General features: G+C 74.3%; 21 protein-coding genes and 1 tRNA gene. 8 read left to right on the top strand and 14 right to left on the bottom strand.

The window, feature by feature from the left end:
* Window positions 1-45 precede the first annotated feature (45 nt).
* Complete coding sequence (locus AC0VX2_RS05775) at window positions 46-879, bottom strand: undecaprenyl-diphosphate phosphatase (protein ID WP_036315183.1); 834 nt, start codon at window positions 877-879, stop codon at window positions 46-48.
* A gap of 69 nt (window positions 880-948) precedes the next feature.
* Window positions 949-1,167, bottom strand: coding sequence for a hypothetical protein (locus AC0VX2_RS05770; RefSeq protein ID WP_036315190.1), 219 nt, complete (start codon window positions 1,165-1,167; stop codon window positions 949-951).
* Between the two features lie 93 nt (window positions 1,168-1,260).
* Here AC0VX2_RS05770 and AC0VX2_RS05765 point away from each other — a divergent pair, with 93 nt between their 5' ends.
* Window positions 1,261-1,500 carry a DUF5703 family protein gene (locus AC0VX2_RS05765; protein ID WP_036315193.1) on the top strand — a complete coding sequence of 80 codons (240 nt, stop codon included), beginning with the start codon at window positions 1,261-1,263 and terminating at the stop codon, window positions 1,498-1,500.
* A 52-nt stretch (window positions 1,501-1,552) separates the two neighbouring features.
* Here AC0VX2_RS05765 and AC0VX2_RS05760 read toward each other — a convergent pair whose 3' ends face one another.
* Window positions 1,553-2,878: a M20/M25/M40 family metallo-hydrolase gene (locus AC0VX2_RS05760; protein ID WP_036315197.1), complete on the bottom strand. Its 1,326-nt coding sequence runs from the start codon at window positions 2,876-2,878 to the stop codon at window positions 1,553-1,555.
* Between the two features lie 116 nt (window positions 2,879-2,994).
* On the opposite strand from AC0VX2_RS05760, the gene AC0VX2_RS05755 reads away from it, so the two are divergent.
* Together AC0VX2_RS05755 and malQ are read left to right on the top strand one after the other, a co-directional pair.
* Window positions 2,995-3,078, top strand: a tRNA-Leu gene (locus AC0VX2_RS05755).
* Window positions 3,079-3,163: 85 nt separating this feature from the next.
* The gene (malQ, locus tag AC0VX2_RS05750; RefSeq protein ID WP_036315200.1) at window positions 3,164-6,673 is read left to right on the top strand and encodes a 4-alpha-glucanotransferase; all 3,510 of its coding nucleotides are present in this window, start codon (window positions 3,164-3,166) and stop codon (window positions 6,671-6,673) included.
* A 64-nt stretch (window positions 6,674-6,737) separates the two neighbouring features.
* On the opposite strand, the gene AC0VX2_RS05745 is transcribed toward malQ, so the two are convergent.
* From AC0VX2_RS05745 to AC0VX2_RS05735, 3 genes are read right to left on the bottom strand one after another with little or no spacing between them, the layout of a single operon-like run.
* Entirely contained in the window at window positions 6,738-7,631 is an 894-nt protein-coding gene (locus AC0VX2_RS05745; RefSeq protein WP_036315203.1) for a MaoC family dehydratase, read from the bottom strand.
* 2 nt (window positions 7,632-7,633) lie between these two features.
* Complete coding sequence (locus AC0VX2_RS05740) at window positions 7,634-8,983, bottom strand: 3-oxoacyl-ACP reductase (RefSeq protein ID WP_036315206.1); 1,350 nt, start codon at window positions 8,981-8,983, stop codon at window positions 7,634-7,636.
* A 32-nt stretch (window positions 8,984-9,015) separates the two neighbouring features.
* Window positions 9,016-10,359, bottom strand: coding sequence for an acetyl-CoA C-acetyltransferase (locus tag AC0VX2_RS05735; RefSeq protein ID WP_036315208.1), 1,344 nt, complete (start codon window positions 10,357-10,359; stop codon window positions 9,016-9,018).
* Window positions 10,360-10,486: 127 nt separating this feature from the next.
* Between AC0VX2_RS05735 and AC0VX2_RS05730 the strand changes: the two genes are divergently transcribed.
* Both AC0VX2_RS05730 and AC0VX2_RS05725 read left to right on the top strand, forming a co-directional pair.
* Window positions 10,487-11,200 (top strand): TetR/AcrR family transcriptional regulator, encoded by a 714-nt coding sequence (locus AC0VX2_RS05730; RefSeq protein ID WP_036315211.1) that lies wholly within the window; start codon window positions 10,487-10,489, stop codon window positions 11,198-11,200.
* Complete coding sequence (locus AC0VX2_RS05725; RefSeq protein ID WP_144869172.1) at window positions 11,197-13,320, top strand: acyl-CoA dehydrogenase family protein; 2,124 nt, start codon at window positions 11,197-11,199, stop codon at window positions 13,318-13,320. Before AC0VX2_RS05730 ends, AC0VX2_RS05725 begins: the two co-directional genes overlap by 4 nt.
* Window positions 13,321-13,396: 76 nt before the next feature.
* On the opposite strand, the gene glgA is transcribed toward AC0VX2_RS05725, so the two are convergent.
* Window positions 13,397-14,593: a glycogen synthase gene (gene glgA, locus AC0VX2_RS05720; protein ID WP_044658928.1), complete on the bottom strand. Its 1,197-nt coding sequence runs from the start codon at window positions 14,591-14,593 to the stop codon at window positions 13,397-13,399.
* A gap of 113 nt (window positions 14,594-14,706) precedes the next feature.
* On the opposite strand from glgA, the gene glgC reads away from it, so the two are divergent.
* Both glgC and pepN read left to right on the top strand, forming a co-directional pair.
* Entirely contained in the window at window positions 14,707-15,951 is a 1,245-nt protein-coding gene (glgC, locus tag AC0VX2_RS05715) for a glucose-1-phosphate adenylyltransferase (RefSeq protein WP_069941300.1), read from the top strand.
* A gap of 103 nt (window positions 15,952-16,054) precedes the next feature.
* Window positions 16,055-18,703, top strand: coding sequence for an aminopeptidase N (gene pepN / locus AC0VX2_RS05710; protein ID WP_129866904.1), 2,649 nt, complete (start codon window positions 16,055-16,057; stop codon window positions 18,701-18,703).
* A 79-nt stretch (window positions 18,704-18,782) separates the two neighbouring features.
* On the opposite strand, the gene AC0VX2_RS05705 is transcribed toward pepN, so the two are convergent.
* The 6 genes from AC0VX2_RS05705 to AC0VX2_RS05680 all read right to left on the bottom strand — a co-directional run bounded on the left by AC0VX2_RS05705 (window position 18,783) and on the right by AC0VX2_RS05680 (window position 23,904).
* Window positions 18,783-19,736: a hypothetical protein gene (locus AC0VX2_RS05705; RefSeq protein WP_101962892.1), complete on the bottom strand. Its 954-nt coding sequence runs from the start codon at window positions 19,734-19,736 to the stop codon at window positions 18,783-18,785.
* A gap of 137 nt (window positions 19,737-19,873) precedes the next feature.
* Window positions 19,874-20,932, bottom strand: coding sequence for a lipoate--protein ligase family protein (locus tag AC0VX2_RS05700; RefSeq protein ID WP_036383370.1), 1,059 nt, complete (start codon window positions 20,930-20,932; stop codon window positions 19,874-19,876).
* Between the two features lie 103 nt (window positions 20,933-21,035).
* On the bottom strand, window positions 21,036-21,293 hold the full coding sequence (locus AC0VX2_RS05695; protein ID WP_002855042.1) for a type B 50S ribosomal protein L31: 258 nt from the start codon (window positions 21,291-21,293) through the stop codon (window positions 21,036-21,038).
* A 109-nt stretch (window positions 21,294-21,402) separates the two neighbouring features.
* Window positions 21,403-22,245 (bottom strand): TrmH family RNA methyltransferase, encoded by an 843-nt coding sequence (locus tag AC0VX2_RS05690; protein ID WP_144859882.1) that lies wholly within the window; start codon window positions 22,243-22,245, stop codon window positions 21,403-21,405.
* A complete protein-coding gene (locus AC0VX2_RS05685) occupies window positions 22,238-23,083 on the bottom strand; it encodes a sulfite exporter TauE/SafE family protein (protein WP_036315227.1) in 846 nt (281 codons plus the stop codon). Before AC0VX2_RS05685 ends, AC0VX2_RS05690 begins: the two co-directional genes overlap by 8 nt.
* Window positions 23,080-23,904: an ABC transporter ATP-binding protein gene (locus AC0VX2_RS05680; protein WP_051995263.1), complete on the bottom strand. Its 825-nt coding sequence runs from the start codon at window positions 23,902-23,904 to the stop codon at window positions 23,080-23,082. Before AC0VX2_RS05680 ends, AC0VX2_RS05685 begins: the two co-directional genes overlap by 4 nt.
* An 86-nt stretch (window positions 23,905-23,990) precedes the next feature.
* Between AC0VX2_RS05680 and serB the strand changes: the two genes are divergently transcribed.
* Entirely contained in the window at window positions 23,991-24,827 is an 837-nt protein-coding gene (serB, locus tag AC0VX2_RS05675) for a phosphoserine phosphatase SerB (RefSeq protein WP_036315229.1), read from the top strand.
* Window positions 24,828-24,900: 73 nt separating this feature from the next.
* On the opposite strand, the gene AC0VX2_RS05670 is transcribed toward serB, so the two are convergent.
* A complete protein-coding gene (locus AC0VX2_RS05670; RefSeq protein WP_036315231.1) occupies window positions 24,901-25,659 on the bottom strand; it encodes an SDR family oxidoreductase in 759 nt (252 codons plus the stop codon).
* Window positions 25,660-25,681 lie beyond the last annotated feature (22 nt).

The following is a 25,681-nucleotide window of genomic DNA, read 5'->3' as shown; positions in this document are numbered from 1 at the left end:
TGGTTCGGCGGTGCCGGGCCGCCATGCCCGGCGGCGGGAGCGGGCTCAGGCGCTGATGACGCCCGCGCCCAGCAGGGCGAACAGGACGCCGCCCAGGAGGATGCGGTACCAGACGAACGGCAGGTACGAGTTGGTGCTGATGAAGCGCATGAGCCAGGCGATGACCGCGTAGGCCACCACGAAGGCGATCGCGGTCGCGACCAGCGTCTCCCCCATGCCGTACGGGCCCTGCGTGCCGGGATCGGTGAGCGAGGTGTACAGCTTGTACAGGCCGGAGGCGAACACGGCGGGCACCGCCAGCAGGAACGCGTAGCGGGTGGCGGCGGGCCGGGTGTAGCCCATGGCCAGGCCGGCCGCGATGGTGCCGCCGGAGCGCGAGACGCCCGGGATCAGCGCGAGGGCCTGGGCCAGGCCGTAGAGGACGCCGTCCCGCACGGTGAGCTTCTCGAGCGGCTTGGTCTGACGGCCGAGCCGGTCCGCCAGGGCGAGCAGGACGCCGAACACGATGAGCATGGTCGCCGTGATCCACAGCGACCGGAACTCCGTGTCGATCCAGTCCTCCAGCAGCAGGCCCAGGACCGCGATCGGGATCGAGCCCACGATGATCAGCCAGCCCATGCGCGCATCGGGGTCCGAGTGCGGGATCCGCCCCGTGACCGCGGCGCACCACCGGCCGATGATGCGGGTGATGTCGCGCCAGAAGTAGATGAGGACCGCCAGCTCCGTGCCGAGCTGCGTGATGGCCGTGAAGGCCGCCCCCGGGTCGGTCGCGGAGGGCAGGAACTCGCCCACGATGCGGATGTGGGCGGAGGAGGAAATGGGCAGGAACTCCGTGAGGCCCTGCACCAGGCCCAGGATGATGGCTTCGATCCACGTCACGGAGGGTCACTGTACGCCACGGCCCCGGGTGGGAACCCGGGGCCGTGCGATCCGTCACGAGCAGGACGGTCAGTCGTCGTCGTCCTCGTCGTCGAAGAGGTCGAGCGGGGTGACCTCCTCGGTGTCCGCGTACAGGGCGTCCTCGTAGGCCTCGAAGGCGTCGGCCACGGCGAAGAAGGCGGCTTCGACGGCGGGGTCGTCCTCGCCCCGCTTGTTCTGCGCGGCCACGAGGTGTTCGTTCAGGGCGGTGGTGAGGGCCTCGAGGGCCATGCGGGCGTCAGAGCTCATGGGTGAACGGTAACCCGGTGGCCGGTGACGCGGCCAGGGGTGGGCCGTGCGGGACCGGCCGCCGGACCCGACGCCGTCTGCCAGGATGGGCGGGTGCGTGAACAGCTGATGTCCTCGACCCTCGACGCGATCTCCCGCGGACAGAAGTGGGAGTACCTGGTGATGACGGTCGCCGCCCACGAGTCCCTCGCCGACGCCCGGCGGCGCCTCGTGGAGCACGCGGAGTACGGCCAATGGGAGCTGCAGCGCTCCGTGCACTACCGTGACGGGGCGCGCCGCTACTGGATGCGCCGCCGCGTGATGCGCGTGGCCTCGACCCTGCAGACCCTCTGAGGCGCGGGCGCGACGACGCCGCCCCGGCCGTCGTCGCCGCCCGCGGCCCGGATCAGCGCGGCTCCAGCATCCGCTCGAGCACCCGGCAGCCGAACTCGAGCGCGTCCACGGGCACCCGCTCGTCGATGCCGTGGAACAGGGACGTGAAGGCCAGGTCGGCGGGCAGGCGCATGGGCGCGAAGCCGTAGCCGGTGATGCCCAGCCGGGAGAGGGACTTGTTGTCCGTGCCCCCGCCGAGCATGAACGGCAGCACCTGGGCCTCGGGGTCCTCCGCCTGCAGCGAGGCGATCATCAGCTCCACCAGGTCCCCGGAGAAGGGGGTCTCCAGGGTGACGTCCCGGTGCTCGGGTGCGATGGTCACGTCGGGACCGGCGAGCTCGGCGATCGTGGCGAGGGCGGACTCCTCCTCCCCGGGGATCAGGCGCACGTCCACGGTGCCGGTGGCCGAGGACGGGATGACGTTGTGCTTGTAGCCGGCGGTCAGCCCCGTCGGGTTGGACGAGGTGCGCAGGGTGCCGGCCACCCAGGAACGGGCCTGCCCGAGCGCGTCGAGCTGCGGCGTCGGGTCCGTCTCGTCGAAATCCACGCCCATGATCTCGGCCACCTGTTCGAGCAGCGCGCGCGTGGTCTTGGTGTACACGAGCGGCCACTCGTGCCCGCCGATGCGGGTCATGGCGCCGGCCAGCCGGGTGACCGCGTTGTCCGGGTGCGGGGCCGAGCCGTGCCCGGGGGCGCCCTCCGCGGTGAGGTTGAGCCAGGCGAGCCCCTTCTCCGCGGTCTGCACGAGGTAGGCGCGCGAGCCGTGCACCTCGGTGGAGAAGCCCCCCACCTCGGAGATCGCCTCGGTGCACCCGTCGAACACCTCGGGGTGATGGTCCACGACCCAGCGTGCGCCGTAGACGCCGCCGGCCTCCTCGTCGGCGAAGAACGCAACCGTCAGGGGTCGCCGCGGCCGGCGGCCCGTGCGGGCCAGGTGCAGCAGCACCGCGAGCACCATGGCGTCCATGCCCTTCATGTCCACGGCGCCGCGCCCCCAGATCATGCCGTCCTTGAGCTCGGCGCCGAACGGGTCCACGCTCCACTCGTCCGCCTCGGCGGGGACCACGTCCGTGTGCCCGTGGATGACGAGCCCCGGCGCCTCCGGATCCCAGCCCGGCAGGTGCCCGACGACGGAGACCCGGCCCGGCGCCGACTCGAAGAAGCGGGGGGTCATCCCCGCCTCGGTCATGAGCCGGGCGCAGTACTCCGCGGCCTCAGGCTCACCGACGGAGACGTTGCCCCCGCGGTTGGTGGTGTCGATCCGGATGAGGTCGCGGCAGATCTCCACGACGCGGTCCTCGGGGCGCGAGCGGGCGGGGTTCTCGATGTTCTCGACCATGGTTTTGAGCCTAGCCCGAACCCGTGCTATCTTTCTCGAGTTGCCCGGAGCGGGACGGACCGGACAGGACCGGAACGCGGTGGGCGACGGAGCCTCTCCCAGGGCTCCACCGATGAGCGCGAGTGGCGGAATTGGTAGACGCGCAGCGTTGAGGTCGCTGTGTCCGCAAGGACGTGGGGGTTCAAGTCCCCCCTCGCGCACCGCTCGTCGAGCAGCAGGGCCCCGGTCGTCACGACCGGGGCCCTGCGTGTTCCCCGGACCGGCGTCCCCTCTAGAGTGGTGTCTGTGCGACGGCAGGCGCCGTCGGTGGAACCGCACGACGGCATGGAGGACCTGATGGCCCTGGAAGCCCCCGCACTGCTGCACCGGCTCGCGCGAGCCCACGGGGTGCAGCCCGAGTACGTCGGGCAGGACGGCTCGGCCCAGACCGTGCCGGACGAGGCCCTCGTGAAGGTGCTCGCCGCCCTCGGGGTGTCGGTCCGTCCGGACGGGGTCGCCGCTCTGGCCGAGGCGCTGGAGGAGGCGGAGACGGCCCCCTGGCGGGACGTGCTCCCGCCCACCGTGGCCGCCCGGTCCGGCCACCGCCTGTCCGTGCCGTGCCACGTGGCCGCGGGCGAGCCGGTCGTGGCCCGCGTGCGCACGGAGGACGGGCGGACCCTCGAGGTGAGCGTGAGCGAGCCGGTGTCCGAGGTCCGCCTCGTGGACGGCGTCGAACGCGAGCGCGTCCACGTTCAGATCCCCGCCGACCTCGCCCCGGGCTGGCACCGGCTGGAGGTGACCAGCGGCTCCGGCTCCACCGCCTCCGCGGTCCTGGTCTGCGCCCCGACCCGGCTGAGCACGGCGCGTCCCTTCCTCGAGCGCCGCGGCTGGGGCGCGGCCGCGCAGGGCTACTCGGTGACCTCGGCGGACTCGTGGGGCATCGGCGACGCGGCGGACATGGCGTCCCTGGCCGAGATCGTCGCCCGGCACGGTGCCGACTTCCTGCTGCTGCACCCCCTGCACGCGATCGAGCCCGGCCCCCATCCGGCGGACTCCCCCTACTCCCCCGTCTCCCGTCGGTTCCTCTCGGCGCTGGTCGTGCACGTGCCCTCGATCCCCGAGTTCGCCGACCTGCCCGCCGCGGAGCAGGCGGAGCTGCGGTCGGCCGGCGCCCGCGTCCAGGCGGAGCTGGAGCGCACCGGCCGGATCGATCGGGCCGCCGTCGCCGCCGTCCTGTGGCCCGCGCTGCGCCGCGTGCACGAGGTGCCCCGCTCCCCCGAGCGCGAGGCCGCCTACGCACGGTTCCGCGCCGAGGCCGGCCCGGGCCTGGACGACTTCGCCCTCTGGTCCGTCCTGCGGCTGGACGGCGACGGCACCGGACCCGATCTCGCCGACCCGGCCTGGGCGCCGGGCGGGGTCGAGGCGGAGCGGGTCCGCGTCGAACGCGCGACCGACGTCGACCTGCACCGCTGGGTGCAGTGGATCGCCGCCGAGCAGCTCGCCGGCGTGCAGGAGCGGGCCCGGGCGGCCGGCATGCGCATGGGCGTCATGGTGGACCTGGCAGTCGGGGCGACCCGCGAGACCGCGGACGCGTGGATGCTCGGGGACGTGCTGGTGCCGACCATGTCCGTCGGCGCGCCGCCCGAGCTGTTCAACCAGCTGGGCCAGGACTGGTCGCAGCACCCCTGGCATCCGCGCCGCCTGGCCGAGACCGGCTACGCCGCGTTCCGGGACATGCTGCGCACCGTGCTGCGCGGCGCGGGCGGCATCCGGATGGACCACGTCCTGGGGCTGTTCCGCCTGTGGTGGATCCCGGAGGGCGCCGGTGCCACCCAGGGCGCGTACGTCGAATACGACCACGAGGCGATGCTCGCCGTGCTCACGCTCGAGGCCGAGCGGGCCGGCGTCGTCGTGGTGGGCGAGGACCTCGGCACGTTCGAGCCGTGGGTGCAGCGCCGCCTGGCCGAGGCCGGCGTGCTCGGCACGTCGATCCTGTGGTTCGAACAGGAGGACGGCGAGCCCACCCCGCCGGAGCGCTACCGGCGGCTGGCCATGGCGGCGGTGAACACGCACGACCTGCCGCCCACGGCCGGTTACCTCGAGGGCGTCCAGGTGGACCTGCGCGAACGGCTGGGCCTCTACACCGTGGACGTCGCCCAGGAACGCCGCCGGTCGGCGGAGGAGGTGCGCGCGTTCCTCGCCGCCGCGGCCCGGCGCGGGCTGCTCGCCGAGGCGGACGTGGACGTCCCCGACGCCGGCCCCGAGGTGCGCGAACGCCAGATCGTGGCCCTGCACCGCCTGCTCGCGCAGGCGCCCTCGGCCCTGCACAGCGTGGCGCTCGTGGACGCCGTGGGCGAGCGGCGCATCCAGAACCAGCCCGGCACCCTCCAGGACCAGTACCCGAACTGGACTGTGCCGCTCGGCGACGGCGCCGGACGGATGGTCTCCGTCGAGGACCTGGCGGACTCGGCGTCGGCGGCCCGGCTGTTCGACGCCGTGGACGCCGAACTGCGGGCGTCCGTGCCGGTGGGGATCGGGGTCAGCCTGCACACCTCCCCCCTGGCCCAGCCCGGCCGCGGCGACGCCGGCGGCATGAACGTCTACGTGCGGCAGGCCGCCGTGGCCCTGGCCCGCCGGGGCGTGCGGATGATCCTGCTGACCCGGGCGGAGGAGCCGGTGGGAGCGGATGGCGCACGGGTCCGGATGCTGGACGCCGGCGGGCAGGCCCCGCCGGTCACGGTCGTGGACCTCGCCGCCGGGCCGTCCGCTCCCGTGCCCAAGGAGGAGCTGGCGGGACTGGGCGCCGAGTTCACCCGCGCGGCCCTGGACTGGCTCGCCTCGGACGCCGTGCCGGGCGGTCCCGTCCTCGGTGGCGCGGACGCCCCGCCCGTCGCGTTCGTGCACGGCCACTACTGGCTCTCCGGGTCCACCGCCGCGGCGCTGGCGCGGGCGGCGCACGCCCCGTACCTGCAGACCATGCACACCACGGCGGCGGCGAAGATGCTCGAGGACCCCGAGCTGCGCGAGCCGGCCGCGCGGATCGAGGCCGAGCGCGAGGTCGCCGAGCGGGCCGACCTGCTCGTGGTCAACTCCGCCGCCGAGGTCGCCGACCTGCGCGAGCTGCTGGACGTGCCCCGCGCCCGCACCCGGGTGCTGCCCCCCGGGGCCGACCTCGAGACGTTCACGCCGGAGGGCGCCGCGCAGTGGCCGGGCGCCCCGGACGACAACGGAGCCCTGCGGGTTCTGTTCGCCGGCCGCGTGCAGCGGCACAAGGGCCCGCACCTGCTCGTGGCCGCCCTCGGTGTGCTGCGCGAGCGGGCCGGTGGCACGGGCGCCGACCCGGGTGTGCGCCTGCACGTGAACGGGGCCGCCTCGGGGGGCGACGAGCTGGACCTGGCGAGCCTGGCCGCGGAGGAGGGGGTCGCCGACCTGGTGACGTTCTCCGGGCCGGTGCCCGCGCCCGCCCTGGCCGCCCAGTTCCGGGCGGCGGACGTGGTGGCGATGCCGAGCGCGTCGGAGACCTACGGCCTGGTCGCCCTCGAGGCACAGGCCTGCGGCACGCCCGTGCTGGCGCACCGGGTCGGCGGACTGGTCTACGCGGTCCTCGACGGCGTGTCCGGCCGCCACGTGACGGCGGGCACCCCTGAGGCGTGGGCCGATGCCCTGGCCGAGATCCTGGCGGATCGTGACGCCTGGGCCGCGTTGGGGCCCGGCGCCGTGCGTCACGCCGCCGGTCACTCGTGGGAGGCCTACGCGGACGGGCTGCTCGAGGCCGTCGCCGCCGTGCCGCGGCGGTCGCCCGGGCCGGACGCCTGAGCCGCCGCGCTCACCGGCCCGCCGGGACGGGTGGTCCCGGCGGGCCGACGCGTCGGCCCGGCCGTCAGGGCTCGAGCGGAGTGATCTCCCCGGAGAAGTGCGGGCGCCGGCGCCGCGCATCCCAGCCCCACACGCGCGTGCCGCCGTCGGGCCCGGGCTCGTAGCGGACGGCCACGGTGGTCGGCAGCACGACGGGCGCCTCGAAGTCGATGTGCCAGCGGAACCCGGCGCCGGCCGGCTCACGGCCCTCGAGCATCCGGGCGGCCAGGAACATCCCGTGGGCGATCGCGCCCTTCATGCCGAACAGTCGAGCCGAGACGCCCGTCAGGTGGATCGGGTTCCAGTCCCCGGAGACGCCCGCGTACCGGCGTCCGGCCCCCGTCCCGAAGCGCCACTGGGCGGTCGGCGTCGGGGGCACGAAGTCCGGGCGGGCGGGCCGCTCGGGACGCAGGCCGGAGAGGTGGACGCCCTTGGCGAGGTACCGGGAGACGCCCTCCCACAGCAGTGCCTCCTCGCCGTCGTCGCCGGGCCCCTCGACGGTCACGACGACGTCCACGGCGGTGCCCGCGTGGTGCGGGACGAGACCCACCGCACGTGCGGTGACGCGCAGGGCGGTCTCCGCCGCGACGGGCCGGTGGTGCAGGACGGTGTTGCTCAGGTGCACCAGCCCGGGCAGGGGCAGCGGGAACTCGGGGTCGGCCATCAGCTCCATGGCCGCGCCGAACACCTGGGTGTGCACCAGGACCGAGGGCAGGTCCGCCGGATTGGCGGACCCGACGGCCCCGCGCCACGCGGTCACGGCCTCGGCCGGGATGCGGTGGCCGGTCACGACCACCTGACGGTCCGGGAGCTCGCGGGGACGGCGCCGACGGACGACGGCGTCCGTGGCGGCCCGCCCGGCGGCCCGGACGTAGAGCCGGCCGAGGGAGGGCGGGGCGGACAGCTGCGTGGTCTGCATCCTCACGCCCCCAGCTTCGACTGGCCGCAGACCCGCAGCGTGGCCCCGTTGGTGCCGCCGGCGGCGTCCGAGGCGAGCCAGGCCACCGTCTCGGCCACGTCCTGCGGCAGGCCGCCCTGCTGCAGCGCGTTGAGCCGCCGGCCCACCTCGCGCGTGGCGAGCGGGATCTTCGCGGTCATCTCGGTCTCGATGAAGCCCGGGGCCACCGCGTTGATCGTGCCCCCGCGGGCCGCGAGGACCGGGGCGGACGCCGCGGTCAGGCCGATGACCCCGGCCTTCGAGGCCGCGTAGTTCGTCTGGCCGCGGTTGCCCGCGATGCCGGAGATGGAGGCCAGGCCCACGATGCGCAGCCCCTGACCCGCCACGTCCCGGGCGTCCTCGGCGAGGAACGCCTCGTTCATGGCCAGCTGGGCCGTGGTGTTCACGGCGAGGACGGAGTCCCAGCGTGCGGCGTCCATGTTGGCCAGCATCCGGTCCCGGGTGATCCCGGCGTTGTGCACCACCGCGTCCATCCGGCCGTGCCGGGTGCGGCAGTGCTCGAGGATGCGCGTGCCGGCGTCCGGCGCCGTGATGTCCAGGGCCAGCGCGGTGCCGCCCACCTCGTTCACAACCTCGGCCAGCGCCTCGCCCGCCGCCGGGACGTCCACACCGACGACGACGGCCCCGTCGCGGGCGAGCGTCCGAACGATAGCGGCGCCGATGCCGCGGGCGGCACCCGTGACCACGGCCACCTTGCCGGCCAGCGGGCGCGCCGCGTCGGCGGGGACCGCGCCGTCGGCGGTGGCGACGGGCACGAACTGGCCGGAGACGTACGCCGCACGGCCGGAGAGCAGGAACGCCAGCGCGCCGGCCGCACCGGGGGCGGTGAGCGGCACACCCTCGCCCAGGACCAGGCCGTTGGCCGTGCCGCCGCGACGCATCTCGTGCGCGATGGAGCGGGTCAGGCCCGTCACGCCCTGGCGGGCGGCGCGCAGGGTCGGGTCCGTGGCGGCCTCGGGGTCCTCGAACACGGTCACCACGCGCGAGGAGGAGCCCAGCGAGCGCAGCGCGCCGCCGATCTCCAGCGCCACCGCGCCGAGGTCCGCGGGCGTGGCGACCCCGTCGAAGCACGCGACGATCGCCGCGTGGCGGGCGCCCTCCCGGGGGGCGTCGGCGACCTCGAGGCCCCACGAGGCCAAGAGGGTGCGGGCGTCCGCGGCTGCGGGGGTCGCGCCCAGGACGAGAACGGAGCCGGGCAGCACGGGGTCGCCGGGGGTGTGCCGGCGCAGCTCGACGGGCTGAGGCAGGCCCAGGGCGCCGGTGAGGCGGCGGCCCAGGGGCGAGGCGACGAAGGTGCCGTAACGGTCGGTCATGGTCGGTCCTCTCGGGTCGGGTCGGTCGGGGCTCAGCGGCCGCGGAGCAGGGCGACGATGCCCTGGCCGCCGGCGGCACAGACGGAGATGAGGCCGAGGGAGCCCTCCCCCTTCTCGTGCAGCATCTTGGCCAGCAGGGCGACGATGCGGCCGCCGGTCGCGGCGAAGGGGTGACCCGCCGCCAACGAGGAGCCGTGCACGTTGAGCCGGGCGCGGTCCACCGAGCCCAGCGCACCCGGCAGCCCGAGGCGCTCGCGGCAGTACTCCTCGTCCTCCCAGGCGGCGAGGGTGGACAGGACGGTGCCGGCGAACGCCTCGTGGATCTCCACGAAGTCGAGGTCGTCGAGGGTGAGCCCGTGCCGGGCCAGCAGGCGCGGGACGGCGTAGGCCGGGGCCATGAGCAGGCCCTCGTGCCCGTCGACGAAGTCCACGGCGGCGTTCTCCATGTCCACGAACTCGGCGAGCACGGGAAGCCCGCGCTCGGCGGCCCACTCCTCGGAGGAGAGCAGCACCGCGGAGGCGCCGTCGGTGAGCGGGGTGGAGTTGGCGGCCGTCATGGTCGCCTCGTCCCCCAGCTGGCGACCGAACGCGGGCTTCAGGCCGGCCAGCTTCTCCGGCGTGGAGTCGGGGCGGAGGTTGTTGTCGCGGGCCAGGCCGTGGAACGGGGTCACCAGATCGTCCATGTACCCGGCGGCGTACGCGGCGCCGAGGTTCCGGTGGGAGGCCGCGGCGAGCTCGTCCTGGGCCTGACGGGTGATGCCCCACTTGTGGGTGGTCAGGGCCTGGTGCTCGCCCATGGACATGCCGGTGCGCGGCTCGCCCGCACCGGCCGGCTCGGGCACGAGCTGCCCGGGGCGCAGCTGGGCGAGGGCGCGCAGGCGGTCCTTCATGGTCTTGGCGGTGTTCAGCTGCAGCAGCACGCGGCGCGCACCGTCGGAGAGCGAGACGGGTGCGTCCGAGATCGAGTCCACGCCGCCGCCGATGGCGGAGTCGAGCTGACCGAGCCGGATCTTGTTGGCCAGGGTGCCCAGGGCCTCCATGCCGGTGGCGCAGGCCACCTGGACGTCGGCGGCCGGGGTCGCGGCGGAGAGCGCGGAGCCCAGGACGGCCTCGCGGGTGAGGTTGAAGTTGCGCGGGTGCTTGAGGACGGCGCCGGCGGTGACCTGACCGAGGCGCTCGCCCTGGAGCCCGAACCGCGCGACGAGGCCGTCGAGCGTGGCCGTGAGCATCTCCTGGTTCCCGACCTCGGCATAGGCGGTGTTGGCACGGGCGAAGGGGATGCGGTTGCCGCCCAGGATGACGGCGGGGCGCAGCGCTCCACCGGCGACGGCGGGGCGGGAGGCGGTCTCGGACGCGGGGGTCTCGTGGTGGGTCATGACGGTCCTCTCGACGGCGGGCCCACCGCCGACGCGGCGGGGGCGTTGTCACCCCGGACGATACGGACGATACGGACGTCGGCGGGGTGGGTGACTGTGATCCACAGTACCTGATACGCTCGGTTTCGTGAATCCCGTCACGTCCACCGCCCGGGACGGTCGCAGCGTCCGCTGGGACCGGCACCGCGCCGAGCGCCGTCTGGAACTGGTCCGGGCCGCCCGGTCGGCCGTGCACGCCCTGGGCGCACACGCCTCGATGGAGGAGATCGCGTCCCACGCGGGCACCTCCAAGACCGTCTACTACCGCTATTTCGGCGACCGCGAGGGCCTGCGCCTGGCGGTGTCCGAGCGGGTCACCGCCCACATGGAGCGCCGCCTGCTCGAGGTCGCGGACGAACCGGTCTCCGAACCCGAGGCGCTGCGTCGCATGGTCGAGGTGTACCTCACGGTCGCGGCGACGTCGCCCGAGGTGTACGCGTTCGCCGTCGCCCCGTCCCCCGCCGCGGCCGAGGCCCCTGTGCTGGGCCCGTTCCTCGAGCGCGTCTACGCCATGCTCGAGTCGGGCCTGGCGCGCGGGATGGCCGCGCGGGGCCACGCCCCGGCGCCGGCGGACCCGCTCGCCCTGTGGCCGCGCGCCGCCGTCGGCCTCGTCCGGGCCGCCGCCGAGACCTGGCTGCGGACCCCGGCCGCCGGTCGCATCCCGGTCGAGGCGATGGCCCGCGCCATCGCCGACTGGCTGCTCACCGGCCTCATCGGCGCCGCGCCCGGCGCCGCCCTCGAACCCGCGGCGGCGGACGCCGTCCGCGCCCGCCCCCACTCACGAACAGGAGCATCGTCATGACCGTCCACGAGAAGCTCGCCCCCCAGTCCTCGACGCCCAGCACCGAGGTTCCCTCCGACGTCGCCGAGATCGCGCCCGAGCGGCCGACGCCCGGCTCCCTCGACGCCGCGGCCCTCGAGGAGGCCCTCCTCGGCCGCTGGGCCGCGGAGCGCCGCGAATCCCGCGAACTGGTCAAGGATCCCGCCCTGTGGCGCGACCCGCTGCTCGGCATGGACGAGCACCGCGCCCGCGTCCTGCGGCAGCTGGGCGTCCTCGTGGAGCGCAACGCGGTCCACCGCGCCTTCCCGCGCGAGTTCGGCGGCGAGGACAACCACGGCGGCAACCTCGCCGCCTTCGGTGACCTCGTGCTCGCCGACCCCTCCCTGCAGATCAAGGCCGGTGTGCAGTGGGGCCTGTTCAGCTCGGCGATCCTGCACCTGGGCACCGCGGAGCACCACCGCCGGTGGCTGCCGGGCGCGATGGACCTGAGCGTCCCGGGCGCCTTCGCCATGACCGAGATCGGGCACGGCTCGGACGTCGCCTCGATCGCGACGACCGCCACGTACGACGAGGCGACCCAGGAGTTCGTCATCCACACCCCGTTCAAGGGCGCCTGGAAGGACTACCTCGGCAACGCCGCGCTGCACGGCAGGGCGGCCACGGTCTTCGCGCAGCTGATCACCCGGGGCGTCAACCACGGCGTGCACTGCTTCTACGTCCCCATCCGGGACGAGAAGGGCGCCTTCCTGCCCGGCGTGGGCGGCGAGGACGACGGCCTCAAGGGCGGACTGAACGGCATCGACAACGGCCGTCTGCACTTCACTCAGGTCCGCATCCCGCGCACCAACCTCCTCAACCGCTACGGCGACGTGGCCGAGGACGGCACCTACTCCTCGCCCATCGCCTCCCCCGGGCGTCGCTTCTTCACGATGCTCGGCACGCTCGTCCAGGGCCGCGTCTCCCTGTCCCTCGCCGCCACCACGGCCTCCTTCCTCGGCCTGCACGGTGCGCTGGCCTACGCGGAGCAGCGCCGCCAGTTCAAGGCCTCCGACCCGCAGCGGGAGGAGGTGCTGCTGGACTACCAGAACCACCAGCGCCGCCTCATCGACCGCCTGGCCCGCGCCTACGCGGACGCCTTCGCCTCCAACGAGCTCGTCGAGAAGTTCGACGACGTCTTCTCGGGCCGCTCCGACACGGACGTGGACCGGCAGGAGCTCGAGACGCTCGCCGCGGCCGTGAAGCCGCTGACCACGTGGCACGCCCTGGACACCCTGCAGGAGGCCCGCGAGGCGTGCGGCGGCGCCGGGTTCCTCGCCGAGAACCGGGTGGCCCAGATGCGCGCCGACCTGGACGTGTACGTCACGTTCGAGGGCGACAACACGGTGCTCCTGCAGCTCGTGGGCAAGCGTCTGCTGACCGACTACTCGAAGGAGTTCGGACGTCTCAATGTGGGCGCCGTCTCCCGCTACGTGGTCCATCAGGCCTCGGACGCCCTCCACCGTGCGGGCCTGCACAAGGCCGTCCAGTCCGTGGCCGACGGCGGGTCCGAGCGCCGCTCGGCGAACTGGTTCAAGGACCCCGCCGTCCAGCATGAGCTGCTCACCGAGCGCGTCCGTGCCAAGACCGCCGACATCGCCGGCACCCTCTCGGGGGCCCGGGGCAAGGGCCAGGCGGCGCAGGCGGAGGCGTTCAACACGCGCCAGCACGAGCTCATCGAGGCCGCCCGCAACCACGGCGAGCTGCTGCAGTGGGAGGCCTTCACCCGCGCCCTGGAGGGCATCACGGATGAGACCACGAAGACCGTCCTGACGTGGCTGCGCGACCTGTTCGCGCTGCGCCTCATCGAGGACGACCTCGGCTGGTTCGTGGCCCACGGCCGCGTCTCGAGCCAGCGCGCCCGGGCCCTGCGCGGCTACGTCAACCGGCTGGCCGAGCGGCTGCGCCCCTTCGCCCTCGAGCTCGTCGAGTCGTTCGGCCTCGAGCCCGAGCACCTGCGCATGGCGGTGGCCACGGACGCCGAGACCCAGCGCCAGGAGGAGGCCCACGCCTGGTTCACGGCCCGCCGGGCCGCCGGCGAGGAGCCGGAGGATGAGAAGGCCGTGCGCGCCCGCGAGAAGGCGGCGCGGGGTCGCCGCGGCTGACCGTGGCCGTCCCCGGACGCACACGGGCCCCCGTCACCTCGCGGTGGCGGGGGCCCGTGTGCGTGGTCGGGCGGGCTCAGCGCAGCACGGCCTCGTAGACCTCGATCGTGCGCTCCGCGATGGTCTCCCACGAGAAGTGCTCGATCGCGCGGGCCCGGCCGGCCTCACCCATCGCGCGGGCGCGCTCCGGGTCCTCCACGACGCGGGTGAGCGCGGCCGCGAAGTCGGCGGCGAACCTCTCCTCGTCCACGGGCGCCCCCGTGCCGTCGTCGACCTGCTCGAAGGGGACGAGCAGGCCGGTCTCGCCGTCCTGCACGACCTCCGGGATGCCGCCCACGGCGGAGGCGACGACGGCGGTGCCGCACGCCATCGCCTCGAGGTTGACGATGCCCAGCGGCTCGTAGACCGAGGGGCAGGCGAACACGGTGGCGGCCGTGAGGATCTCCATCACCTCGTGGCGCGGGATCATCCCCTCGATCACGACGACGCCCTGGCGGGTGCGCCGCAGCTCGGAGATCAACTCGTTCACCTCGTGCGCCAGCTCCGCGGTGTCCGGGGCGCCCACGCACAGCACGAGCTGGACGTCCTCCGGCAGCCGCAGGGCCGCACGGAGCAGGTGGGGCACGCCCTTCTGGCGCGTGATGCGGCCGACGAACGCGACGGAGGGCTTGTCCGGGTCGATTCCGTACTTCTCCAGTGCGGCGGTGCCGGTCTGCGGGGTCCAGACCTGCGTGTCGATGCCGTTGTGGACCGTGTGCACCTTCGCCGGGTCCACGTCCGGGTAGCAGGCCAGGATGTCCCGGCGCATGCCGTCCGAGACCGCGATGACCGCGTCCGCCCCGAGGTACGCCGTGCGCTCGGCCCAGCTGGACAGGGCGTAGCCGCCGCCGAGCTGCTCCGCCTTCCAGGGGCGCAGCGGCTCGAGGGAGTGCGCGGAGAGGACGTGGGGGGTCTGGTGCAGGAGCTTGCCGAGGTGGCCGGCCAGGTTGGCGTACCAGGTGTGGGAGTGGATGACGTCGGCGCCCTCGAGGTCGCCGAGGATCGTGAGGTCGGTGGCCAGGGTCTGCACGGCCCCGTTGGCGGCGTCGAACCCGGGCGGGTTCGGGTACGTCAGGACGCGGGCCCCGTGGTAGTCCGGGTCGCGCGGCGCGCCGAAGGCGTGCACGCGGACGTCGGCGCGGGAGGCCAGGACACGGGTCAGCTCGGCGACGTGGACGCCGGCACCGCCGTAGATGGACGGGGGGAACTCTTTGCTCACGATGTCGATGCGCACGCCCCCAACCTAGTTCAGCCCGGCGGGGGTCGATAGTCTGGCGGCACGGATGCCCCGCACGCCCCGAGCACGCGTGCGGGTCGCGACGACCCGGCTCACGAGGAGTGACGCAGATGGTGCAGAAGAAGGTCCTCTCGGTCGTGCTGGCGGGCGGTGAGGGCAAGCGCCTGATGCCGCTGACGGCCGACCGTGCCAAGCCGGCCGTCCCGTTCGGCGGCACGTACCGCCTCATCGACTTCGCGCTGTCCAACCTGGTCAACAGCCGGTACCGCGAGATCGTCGTGCTGACGCAGTACAAGTCGCACTCGCTGGACCGCCACATCTCCGAGACGTGGCGGATGTCCACGCTGCTGAACAACTACGTGGCCTCCGTGCCGGCACAGCAGCGCCGGGGCAAGGACTGGTTCACGGGCAGCGCGAACGCCATCTATCAGTCCATGAACCTGATCCACGACGCACGGCCGGACATCGTCGTCGTCATCGGCGCGGACCACGTCTACCACATGGACTTCCAGCAGATGGTGGACCAGCACATCGCCTCGGGCGCCAAGGCGACCGTGGCCGCGGTGCGCCAGCCGCTCGAGCTGGCCTCCTCGTTCGGGGTGATCGAGACGGACCCACAGGACAGGACGCGGATCTCGGCGTTCGTGGAGAAGCCGGAGACGACCCCCGGCCTGCCGGACGACCCCACGCAGTTCCTGGCCTCGATGGGCAACTACGTGTTCGACACCGACGCCCTCGTGGCGGCGCTGAACCAGGACGAGGAGAACCCCGAGTCGAACAACGACATGGGCGGGGACATCATCCCGCTGTTCGTGGAGCGTGGCGAGGCCGGGGTGTACGACTTCACCGCCAACGAGGTGCCCGGGGGCACGGCCGGCAAGCACTACTGGCGGGACGTCGGCACCCTGGACTCCTACTACGACGCGCACATGGACCTGGTGCAGCCGTGGCCGGAGTTCAACCTCTACAACCGCGAGTGGCCGCTCTACACCCGCCAGTCCGTCTCCCCGCCCGCCAAGCTCGTGCGCTCATCCACCCGCCGCCCCGGCTCGGCGAACGACTCGATCCTCTCCCAGGGCGTGGTCATCTCCGGCGGCACCGTGGCCCAGTCCGTGCTCTCCACGGACGTGCGCGTGCACAACGAGGCGTGGGTGGAGCAGTCGGTGCTGCTGGACTCCGTCGTGATCGGCGAGGGGGCCCACGTGCGCAACGCGATCCTGGACAAGAACGTGGTCGTGCCCCCGGGCGCGCGCATCGGCTTCGACCGGGCGGAGGACGAGGCGAACGGCTACACCGTCACAGAATCCGGGCTGACGGTGCTCTCCAAGGGCCAGCCCGTCCCGACGCCGCACTGACGCGGCCCCGGGCCGCCGGTCCCGGACCACCGCCGACGCGCGGGCACGCCCCGGTGTGTCCGCGCGTCGCCGTCCCCGCTGGATCCCCGACCGGAGGCTCGCCTTGACCGACACCACCCCCGAACTCGACGCCACCAACGTCACCCGCGCGGAGGCCGCGGACCGCTCCCGCCTGCTCACGGTGCAGGACTACGTCGTGGACGTGGACCTCTCCGACGCCCGGGACGCCGCCGCCGACACCTATCCGGTCCGCACCGTGATCCGCTTCGCGTGCGCCGAGCCCGGCGCGCAGACCCACCTGGACTGGATCCACGGCGGCGTGGAGTCGGTGACCCTCAACGGCACGGCGCTGGACGTGGCCGAGGTCGTGGGCGAGGCCCGGGTGCTGCTGCCCGACCTGGCGGCGCAGAACGTGGTCGAGCTGGTCGGCCGGTCCGTGTACTCCCGGTCGGGCGAGGGCCTGCACCGCTTCACGGACCCCGCCGACGGCGAGGTCTACCTCTACACCCAGTACGAGCCCGCCGACGCGCGCCGCGTGTTCCCGGACTTCGAGCAGCCGGACCTCAAGGCCGCCTTCACCTTCTCCCTCACCGGACCCGAGGACTGGGTGCTGGCCTCGAACCGGCCGGAGGTCTCCCGGACGCCGACCGGGGACGGTGTCGTCCGGGTGGAGTTCGCCCCGACGCTCCCCCAGTCCACCTACATCACGACGCTGCTCGCCGGCCCCTATGCGCAGTGGGAGGACGCCTGGGACGGTCACCCGGCCAGCGGTGCGCAGGCCGTGCCGCTGCGGCTGTTCACCCGGCGCACGATGGCCGACGCGTTCGACCCCGAGGCCGTGTTCGACGTGACGAAGCGGGGGCTGACGTTCTTCCACGACCTCTTCGGCGTCGCGTACCCGTGGGGCAAGTACGACCAGGCGTTCGTGCCCGAGTACAACCTCGGCGCCATGGAGAACCCGGGCCTCGTGACCTTCACCGAGGACTTCGTGTTCACCTCGCGGGCCACCGCGGTCCAGTACGAGGGCCGCGCCAACGTGATCCTGCACGAGATGGCGCACATGTGGTTCGGCGACCTCGTGACGATGCACTGGTGGGACGACCTGTGGCTCAAGGAGTCGTTCGCGGACTACATGGGCGCCCTCGGCGTGGACGAGGCCACCGACTTCCGGACCGCGTGGGTGACCTTCGCGTCCCGCCGCAAGGCCTGGGCGTACGTGCAGGACCAGATGCCGACGACGCACCCCATCGTCGCGGACATCGTCGACCTCGAGGCCGCCCGTCAGAACTTCGACGGGATCACCTACGCCAAGGGCGCCTCCGTGCTCAAGCAGCTGGCCGCCTACGTGGGCCGTGACGCGTTCCTCGACGCCGCACATCGCTACTTCGCCGCCCACGCGTGGGGCAACGCCTCCCTCGCCGACTTCATGGCGGTCCTCGAGGCCGCCTCGGGGCGGGACATGCGCGCGTGGGCGGACGCGTGGCTGCACACCTCCGGCGTGCCCCGGCTGCGGGTCGACGTCGACGGCGACGCCCCGGTGCTGCGCCAGGAGGGCGCGGACCCGGTCACGGGCGGGCCGATCCTCCGCCCGCACGTGCTGAAGGTCGGCGTCTTCACGCCCGGGCAGGACGGCGTCCTGCGCCGCACCGCCCAGGTCACCGCCGATGTGCCGGGTGGGGCGGAGGGCGCGGCCGTGCCCCTGCCGGACCTCGAGGTGCCCGGGGGCGTCCGCCTCGTGCTGCCCAACGACGAGGACCTCACCTACGCCGCCGTCGCGCTCGACGCGGGCTCGCTGCGCGCGGCCCTGACGCACCCCATCGCGGACCCGCTCGCGGAGGCCACCGTGTGGGCCGCCCTGTGGTCGATGACCCGCGACGGCGAGCTGCCGGTCGCCCGGTTCCTGGACGCGGTGGCGACGCTGTCCGCGCGGATCGCGACCGTGGGCGTGCACGCGCAGGTGCTGGCGCAGGCCGCCGCGGCCGTGGGCCAGTACGCCCGCGCCGAGGACCGTGACGCGCTGCGGTCCCGGCTGGGCGAGGTCCTGGCCGAGCAGACCCGCACGCTCGAGGCCGGCTCCGACCGCCAGCGCACCGCGGCCCGCACGTGGGCGACGCTGGCGCGGGCCGACGTCGGGATGGCCGCGGCCCTCGAGGCCGCCCTGCTCGGCGAGGACGCGGCGGCGTTCGCGCCGGGCCTGGCGGTCGACGCGGAGCTGCGCTGGCTCGTGCTCCAGGCCCTCGCCGCGACCGGCCGGGCCGACCAGGACCGCCTGGACGCGGAGCTCGAGGCCGGCCGCACGGCGCAGACCGTCACGTGGCACCGGCTCGCCGCAGCCGCCCGCCCCGAGGCCGAGGTCAAGGCCGCCGCGTGGGAGGCGGTCATGTCCGGCCGCACGACCACCGGCACGGAGCTGTCCAACGACCTGCTCTCGGCCACGGCGGCCGGCTTCGCCGCGGGCGGGGTCGAGCTCCTCGCCCCCTACGAGTCCGGCTTCTGGCCGCGCCTGACCTCGGTGTGGGCCTCGCGGTCCAACGGGCTGGCCTCGCGCGCGATCGGCGGGCTGTTCCCGGGCCGCCAGGACGCGGTGGCCGGCGGCGCCGACGCGCAGGAGTCGCACCCGACGCTGGCCGCGGCCCAGCGCTGGCTGGACGAGCACCCCGACGCCCCGGGGGCCCTGCGGCGCCTGGTCGTGGAGCACACGGACGCCCTGCGGCGGTCCCTGCGCGTGCAGGCGGTGCAGCCGGCGGGCTGAGCGGTAAGCCCTCCCGCGCAGAGTGGTCACGACACGCCGCCTCCCCTCGGGCGAGGCGGTGTGTCGTGACCATTCCAGCTCAGGGCGCGGCAACGCGGAGCACGCGTTCCCGGCCCACCCGGCGCAGGCCCACGGCGTCGGCGGCGCGCTGGGCGTCCCGGTCGCGCATCCCCACCCGCTCGACGACGACGGGCCGCGTCTCCAGCACGGCCGTCAGTTCGGCGTGGCGCGCCACGTGCGCGGCCCCGCCGTCCGGGTCGAGAGACAGCGCCTGCCGGTCGGCCGCGTGGAGCCAGGCCGCCGACACGTCCTCCACCGGGCCGCGCAGGTGCGCGCCGAGGGAGGCGTCGTCGAGCAGGTCGGAGACGTCGGCGTCCGCGAGGCGGGCCACGAGTGCGGGTGGCCCGGCGACCACCGCGGTCGTGTGGAGCAGGACCACGTGCAGCAGCTCCGGGTCGGCGTCCGCGGCGGGCGCGAGCACGACGCCCGGGTCCTCCCACGCCGTCGGCGCGACGCCGAGTCCCGCGGCCAGCCCGGTCCGCAGCGCGGCGGTCGCGTCGGCGCCCAGCACGTCGGCCGGCGCGACCGTGCCGAGGGCCAGCGGGTGGACGCCGAGCAGCCGGTTCAGGGCGCGGGCCTCGCGGTGCGCCCGGTCCACGAGGGCGGCCAGCTCGGGCGAGGTCTCCCCCACCAGCGGCAGCTCGCGCAACGTTGCGGCACCCACCGGCACCCCGGCCTCGGCCGCGACCGCTGCCAGCGCGTCCCAGTGTCGCGTCTCCTCCTGGGCAGGCGTGCGGCCGCCGCCCGGCTCGTCCGGCCCGGTCACCGTGGCGGCGGCCTCGTCGAGGTCGCGGACCGTGACGAGGTCCCACGTGCCGTCCGCGCTCCAGCCGCGGTCCGTGAGCAGAGGCACGCGGCGGCCGGAGGCGAGCTCCAGCTCGAGGGCGCAGTGGACGTCCACGGTCGACCGTGGGCGCCGCGGGGCGTCGGAGCGGGCGATCAGGCGGACGGGGGCGTCGTCGTCGGGGGTCATGGTCCGATCCTGACAGAGCCGCCCCGCCACACCTCGACGCGTCGGGGGCGGTTTCGGGCGGTATTCACGTCGAATACCACCGCAAACCGCCCCCGGACGGAAGCGTGCCGGACGGTGCCGGGACGCCGTCAGGCGGCTCAGGGCACCCGCGCGGTCCACTCCGGGGTCGCGAACTTGGTGCGGGCCAGCTGCTCGGCCTCCTCACGGGTGGCCTCGTCCAGCTCGACGCGGCGGGCGCCGTAGCGCTCCTCGAAGGTGGTCATCATGGTCTCCCAGATCTCGGCGCGGGAGACGCCGGTCTGGCGCCGGAGCGGGTCCACGCGCTTCTTCGCCGAGGTCACGCCCTTGCCGCGCAGCTTCTCCCGGCCGATGCGCAGCACCTCGAGCATCTTGTCCGCGTCGATGTCGTAGCTCATCGTCACGTGGTGCAGCAGCCCGGCCGTGCCCACCCGCTTCTGCGCGGCGCCGCCGATCTTCCCCTGGTCCGTGGCGATGTCGTTGAGCGGCTGGTAGAACGCGTGCACGCCGAGTCGGGAGAGCGCGTCCATGGTCCACTCGTCCAGGAACGGGTAGGACTCCGCCGTCTCCAGCCCGTCGACCAGCGACGACGGGACGTGCATCGAGTACGTGACGCAGTTGTCCGCCTCCATGAACATCGCGCCGCCGCCGGAGATCCGCCGCACCACGTTGATGCCGTGCCGCCGCGCCCCCTCGGGGTCCACCTCGTTGGCGAGCGACTGGAAGGCGCCGATCACCACGGCCGGCTCGTTCCACTGCCACAGGCGCATGGTCGGCTTGCGACGTCCCTCGGCCACCTGCCGGGTGAGCACCTCGTCCAGGGCCACGGTGAGCGCGATCGGCATCGGCTCCGGCCCGATGACCTCCCACTCGTGGTCCCCCCACGTGGTCGCCTTGCCGAGGGCCCGACGCACGGCCGAGGCCACCGCGAAGGCGTCCACGCCGAACAGCTCGGCCTCGGGTCGCAGACCCCGCTCGACGGCCTCCCGGATGACGCGGTGCTCAGCGTCCGCGGACAGCCCGGCCACCGCCGCGTTGAGGTCCTCGAGCGCCTCATCCGGCTCGAGGTAGAAGTCGCCGTTGATGCTCGCGGTCGCGATCCGGCCGTCCGCGAGGCTCAGGTCCGCCGCGACCAGCTTGCCGCCGATCACCTTGTATTCACCGTGGAGAGTCGTCATGCCCGTCAGCCTACGGGCGACGCGACGGGCCCCGCACCGCCCGGATCGTTCCGGGGGCGCGGGGCCCGTCGTCGTGGTGGGCGTGCGGCTCAGGCCGCCGCGGTCACTTCTTGCCGCCGAAGCCCTTGAAGCGGGCGTTGAAGCGCTCGACGCGGCCGGCGGTGTCCATGATGCGCTGCTTGCCCGTGTAGAACGGGTGCGAGGCGGCCGAGATCTCGACGTCGATCACCGGGTAGGTGTTGCCATCGGTCCACTCCGCGGTCTTGTCGGAGTTCGCGGTGGTGCGGGTGAGGATCTTCTCACCGGAGGCGAGGTCGTTGAAGATGACGTAGCGGTAATCCGGGTGGATCTCAGACTTCATGGTGCATCCTTCGTGTCAGCCGCCTGATTGGGACCAGGGGCGCGAGAGGTGTGGTCAGGGGGTCCGCCGGAGGGCGGGCCAGCCGCCCACTCTACCGCACCCGGGCCGGTCAGCGCGCGCGCAGCTCCCACAGCGCGACCGCCGCGGCCGCCGCCACGTTCAGCGAGTCGACGCCGGCGGGCATGGGGATGACGACGTCGGCGTCGGTCTGGGCGAGGGTCTCGGGACGGACCCCCGGCCCCTCCTGGCCGAGGACGAGGGCCAGGCGCTCGGCGGTGCGCAGCGGCTCGATCCAGGCGGAGTCCAGGCCCACGGCACGCTCCGTCACCTCGAGGGCGGCCACCGCGAACCCGGCCGCCCGCAGCGCGGGCAGCGACTGGGCGACCGGACCGGGCAGGCGCGCCCACGGCAGGCGGAACACCGTGCCCATCGAGACGCGGATGGCGCGCCGGTAGAGCGGGTCGGCGGCCTGCGGGGTGAGCAGCAGGGCGTCCCAGCCGAGGGCGACGGCGGAGCGCACCACGACGCCCAGGTTCGTGTGGTCCACGAGGTCCTCGGCGATGAGCACGCGCCGCGCGCCCGCGAGGACGTCGGCGAGCGGCCGGGGCGCGGGGCGGTCCATCGCGGCCAGGGCGCCGCGGTGCAGGTGGAAGCCGGTGAGTGCCTCGAGCACGTCGTCGGGTCCGGTGAAGACCGGGACGTCCGGGTGGGCGGCGAGCACGTCCGCGAAGGAACCGCGGTAGCGGTCCCCCAGCAGGAAGGAGCGCGGGGTGTGTCCGGCGTCCAGTGCGCGGCGGACCACCTGGGAGGACTCGGCGAGGAAGACGCCGTGCTCCGCGTCGACGCGACGGCGCAGGGCCGCGTCTGTCATGGTCGTGTAGGGGGCCAGGCGGGGGTCGGCGAGGTCCTCGATCCGCTCCAGGCGCACCTCGCGGGCCCCGCCCTCACCCACCCGAGACCTGCCGCATCACCATGACCACCAGCCCGGCCAGGCCCACGATCACGATGGTGACGCGCAGCGCCGTCGGCGAGATGCGCCGCCCGATCCGCGCGCCCACGAGCCCGCCCACGAGCGAGGAGAGCGCGATCAACAGGACGGCCCGCCAGTCGATGCGGTCGAAGGCGAACACCAGGTAGAACGCCGCGGCGGTGAGGTTGACCACCAGCGACAGCCACGTCTTCACCGCGTTGGCGTGCACGAGGGTGCCGCCCACCAGCAGCACGCCGAAGATCGCCATGAGCATGACGCCCTGGGCGGCCACGAAGTAGCCGCCGTAGATGCCGGTCAGGAACACGAGCGTCCACAGTGTCGGGGTCACGGGGCCCACCGGCACGGGAGAGTCCGCGCCGGGGGTCGGTCCCTGGTCCTCCGCCCGACGCCGGACCCACCGCTGGATGCGCGGCTGCAGCACGACGACCGTCAGGGCCACCACGAGCAGCACCGGCGCGACGTAGCCGAACACGGCCGGGGGCAGCGTGGTGAGCAGGGCGGCGCCGATGACCCCGCCGAGCAGGGACGCGACGGTCAGCTTCGGCAGGAGCGCCCGGGACTGGGCCAGCTCTCGGCGGTACCCGTACGTGCCGGAGAAGCCCGAGGCCACCAGGCCCATCGCGTTGGAGACCTGGGCCGTCACGGGCGGGAACCCGACCGCCACGAGCGTCGGGAAGGTGACGAGCGTGCCCGAGCCGATCACCGAGTTGATCGTGCCGGCCCAGAACCCCGCGAGCAGCACGAGCAGGACCTGCCACAGGTCCATGCCCAGCAGCTGCGCGGTCAGCAGCCCCGTCACCGGGCGACGGCGGTGTACCGACCGCCGGTGCGGGTCACCTTCAGGTCCGTGCCGAACGCCGAGGAGAGGTGCTCCTCGGTGAGCGTCGACTCGATGGGCCCGGCCGCCACGACGCCGCCGGCCCGCAGCAGCAGTGCATGCGTGAAGCCCGGGGGCACGTCCTCGAGGTGGTGCGTGACGAGGACCAGCGCGGGCGCGTCCTCGTCCGTGGCGAGCGCCGTCAGCTGGCGCACGAGGTCCTCCCGCCCGGCGAGGTCCAGGCCCGCGGCGGGCTCGTCCAGCAGGAGCAGCTCGGGGTCGGTCATCAGGGCACGGGCGATGAGCACGCGCTTGCGCTCACCGTCGGAGAGGGTGCCGAACGCGCGGTGCGCGAGGCGGGAGAGCCCCCAGGTCGCCACGAGGCCGAGCGCGCGGGCGCGATCCTCCGTCTCGTACCGCTCGCGCCACGTGCCGGTGATCCCGTAGGCGGCGGTGACGACGGCGTCCTGCACGGTCTCGTTCGCGGGCACCTGGGCGGCGAGCTGGGCGGAGGACAGGCCGATGCGCGGGCGCAGCTCGAACACGTCGACGGCGCCGAGCACCTCGTCCAGCACGCCGACGTCGCCGGCGGTCGGGTGCAGGCGGGCCGCGGCCAGCTGGAGCAGCGTCGACTTGCCGGCGCCGTTCGGGCCCATCACGATCCACCGCTGCCCCGCGCGGACCGTCCAGTCCAGGGGGCCGAGGATGTCGGTGGTGCCGCGGCGCACGCGCACGCGGCGCATCTGCAGCACGGCGTCCTCGTCCGGGAGGAACCAGTCGTCGGGAGGCGCGGGGGTGGTCATGGGGGCCAGCCTAGTCCGGCCGGCCGGCGCGTCGCCGATGCGACGCACGCCCGGCCGCGCCCGCACCCCCGCCTAGGATGCCGCGCATGAGCACCCTGCGCCGCCTCGTCGTCACCGCCGACCCCGCCCTCCTCGTCACGGACGCGCCCCCGGCCGGCGTGCCCGACGACGCCGAACGGCTCACCGACGACGGCCTGCTGGGCTGGCGCTTCGCCGCGGACGAGTGGGCGGCGGCCCCGGAGCCGGGCTCCGGGTGGGACGTGCTCACGGTGCCGGCGACGGTCGCCGCCGCGCCGGCGCCCCTCGTGGTGACGGACGTGGACTCCACGCTGATCCGGCAGGAGGTCGTCGAGCTGCTCGCCGCCCACGCCGGCCGCGAGGCCGAGGTCGCCGAGGTGACGGAGCGGGCGATGCGCGGTGAGCTCGACTTCGCCGCCTCGCTGCACGCGCGCGTCGAGGCGCTCGCGGGGCTGCCCGTGGGCGTCGTGGCGGACGTGGTGCGGGCCATCCGGCCCACCGACGGAGCCCTCGCGCTGATCGAGGCCGTCACCGCGGCCGGCGGCCGGGTGTGCGCGGTCTCCGGCGGCTTCACCCAGGTGCTCGCCCCGCTGGCCGAGGCGTGGGGCGTGCACGCCTACTGCGCCAACGAGCTCGAGGTGCGGGACGGGCACCTGACGGGGAAGGTGCTCGGCGACGTCGTGGACCGCGCGGCGAAGGCCGCCATGCTGCGCGCCTGGGCCGAGGACGCGGGGCTCACCCCCGAGCAGGCCGTCGGCGTGGGCGACGGCGCCAACGACATCGATCTGCTCGAGGCGGCCGGCTGCGGCGTGGCGCTGTGCGCGAAGCCGATCCTCCGGGAGCACGCGGACGTCGTCGTCGACGTGCCCTCCTTCACCCCCCTGCGGTGGCTCCTCGGTCTCTGAGGCGTCCGCTCCCGGAGGTCACGAGGGCCGGATCCCACGGATCCGGCCCTCGTCGTCAGGGGTGTGGTGCGGTTCAGTTCTGCTGGAGGAAGTCCTCGGCGCCGCCCACGAGCTCGGTGTGGCCGACCTCGAGGTCCTCGCGGCCCACGAGGGAGGCGATCTCGGCGGCGAACTCCTCCACGGAGTAGAGCTTGCCGGCGGCCTCGCGGCGGGCCTCGATGGCACCGGGCTCGGCGCGGTCGAGCAGGGTGGCGGTGATGGTGCCCTCGATCATGTCGCCGGAGACCACCACGAAGCCCACGCCCTTCTCTGCGAACGCGGGGATGCGCTCGCGCAGGGCGTCCTCGCCGGCGCGCTTGGAGCGGGCCACGGGCTCGTAGGAGTCCATCGTGGCGACCTCGTCGATGAAGTGCGCCTGGTGGGAGGTCACGAACACGATCTGCCCGCCGGCACCCATGCGCTCGAGCGCGGCGTCGGCCAGCGCGGCCTGGGCGTCACGGTTGAGCTTCAGGGCGTAGTCCTCGCCGAACTGGGACTCCATGCCGCCCGAGGCGTTGAGCACGAGCACGTCGAGCGAGCCGAAGTGCTCCACGGCGGCGTCCAGCAGCGCGGCCCGATCCTCGGCGACGGTCACGTCGCCGCCCACGGCCACGGCGCGGCCGCCGGCGTCCTCGATCCTCTGCACCACCTTGTTCGCGCGCGGCGCCTTCTGGCGGTAGTTCACCACGACGCCCGCGCCGCGGGCGGCCAGCAGCTCGGCGGTGGCGGCTCCGATGCCGCGGGAGGAGCCGGTGACGACGACGCCGCGTCCGGCCAGGTCCTGCTCGGTCATGTTCTGTGCTTCCTGTCTGCTC

The organism is Micrococcus sp. iso_239 (genome assembly GCF_056173395.1).
Note: the sequence above shows the minus strand (reverse complement) of the source record. Positions and strands in the feature narration are given on the sequence as shown.

What these genes read in the sequence shown, in the direction of transcription:
- AC0VX2_RS05770 (WP_036315190.1), bottom strand. Translation starts at nt 1,167, where the DNA reads ATGAGCTCTGACGCCCGCATGGCCCTCGAGGCCCTCACCACCGCCCTG.
- AC0VX2_RS05760 (WP_036315197.1), bottom strand. Translation starts at nt 2,878, where the DNA reads ATGGTCGAGAACATCGAGAACCCCGCCCGCTCGCGCCCCGAGGACCGC.
- AC0VX2_RS05745 (WP_036315203.1), bottom strand. Translation starts at nt 7,631, where the DNA reads ATGCAGACCACGCAGCTGTCCGCCCCGCCCTCCCTCGGCCGGCTCTAC.
- AC0VX2_RS05740 (WP_036315206.1), bottom strand. Translation starts at nt 8,983, where the DNA reads ATGACCGACCGTTACGGCACCTTCGTCGCCTCGCCCCTGGGCCGCCGC.
- AC0VX2_RS05735 (WP_036315208.1), bottom strand. Translation starts at nt 10,359, where the DNA reads ATGACCCACCACGAGACCCCCGCGTCCGAGACCGCCTCCCGCCCCGCC.
- AC0VX2_RS05725 (WP_144869172.1), top strand. Translation starts at nt 11,197, where the DNA reads ATGACCGTCCACGAGAAGCTCGCCCCCCAGTCCTCGACGCCCAGCACC.
- glgC (WP_069941300.1), top strand. Translation starts at nt 14,707, where the DNA reads ATGGTGCAGAAGAAGGTCCTCTCGGTCGTGCTGGCGGGCGGTGAGGGC.
- AC0VX2_RS05705 (WP_101962892.1), bottom strand. Translation starts at nt 19,736, where the DNA reads ATGACCCCCGACGACGACGCCCCCGTCCGCCTGATCGCCCGCTCCGAC.
- AC0VX2_RS05700 (WP_036383370.1), bottom strand. Translation starts at nt 20,932, where the DNA reads ATGACGACTCTCCACGGTGAATACAAGGTGATCGGCGGCAAGCTGGTC.
- AC0VX2_RS05695 (WP_002855042.1), bottom strand. Translation starts at nt 21,293, where the DNA reads ATGAAGTCTGAGATCCACCCGGATTACCGCTACGTCATCTTCAACGAC.
- AC0VX2_RS05680 (WP_051995263.1), bottom strand. Translation starts at nt 23,904, where the DNA reads ATGACCACCCCCGCGCCTCCCGACGACTGGTTCCTCCCGGACGAGGAC.
- serB (WP_036315229.1), top strand. Translation starts at nt 23,991, where the DNA reads ATGAGCACCCTGCGCCGCCTCGTCGTCACCGCCGACCCCGCCCTCCTC.
- AC0VX2_RS05670 (WP_036315231.1), bottom strand. Translation starts at nt 25,659, where the DNA reads ATGACCGAGCAGGACCTGGCCGGACGCGGCGTCGTCGTCACCGGCTCC.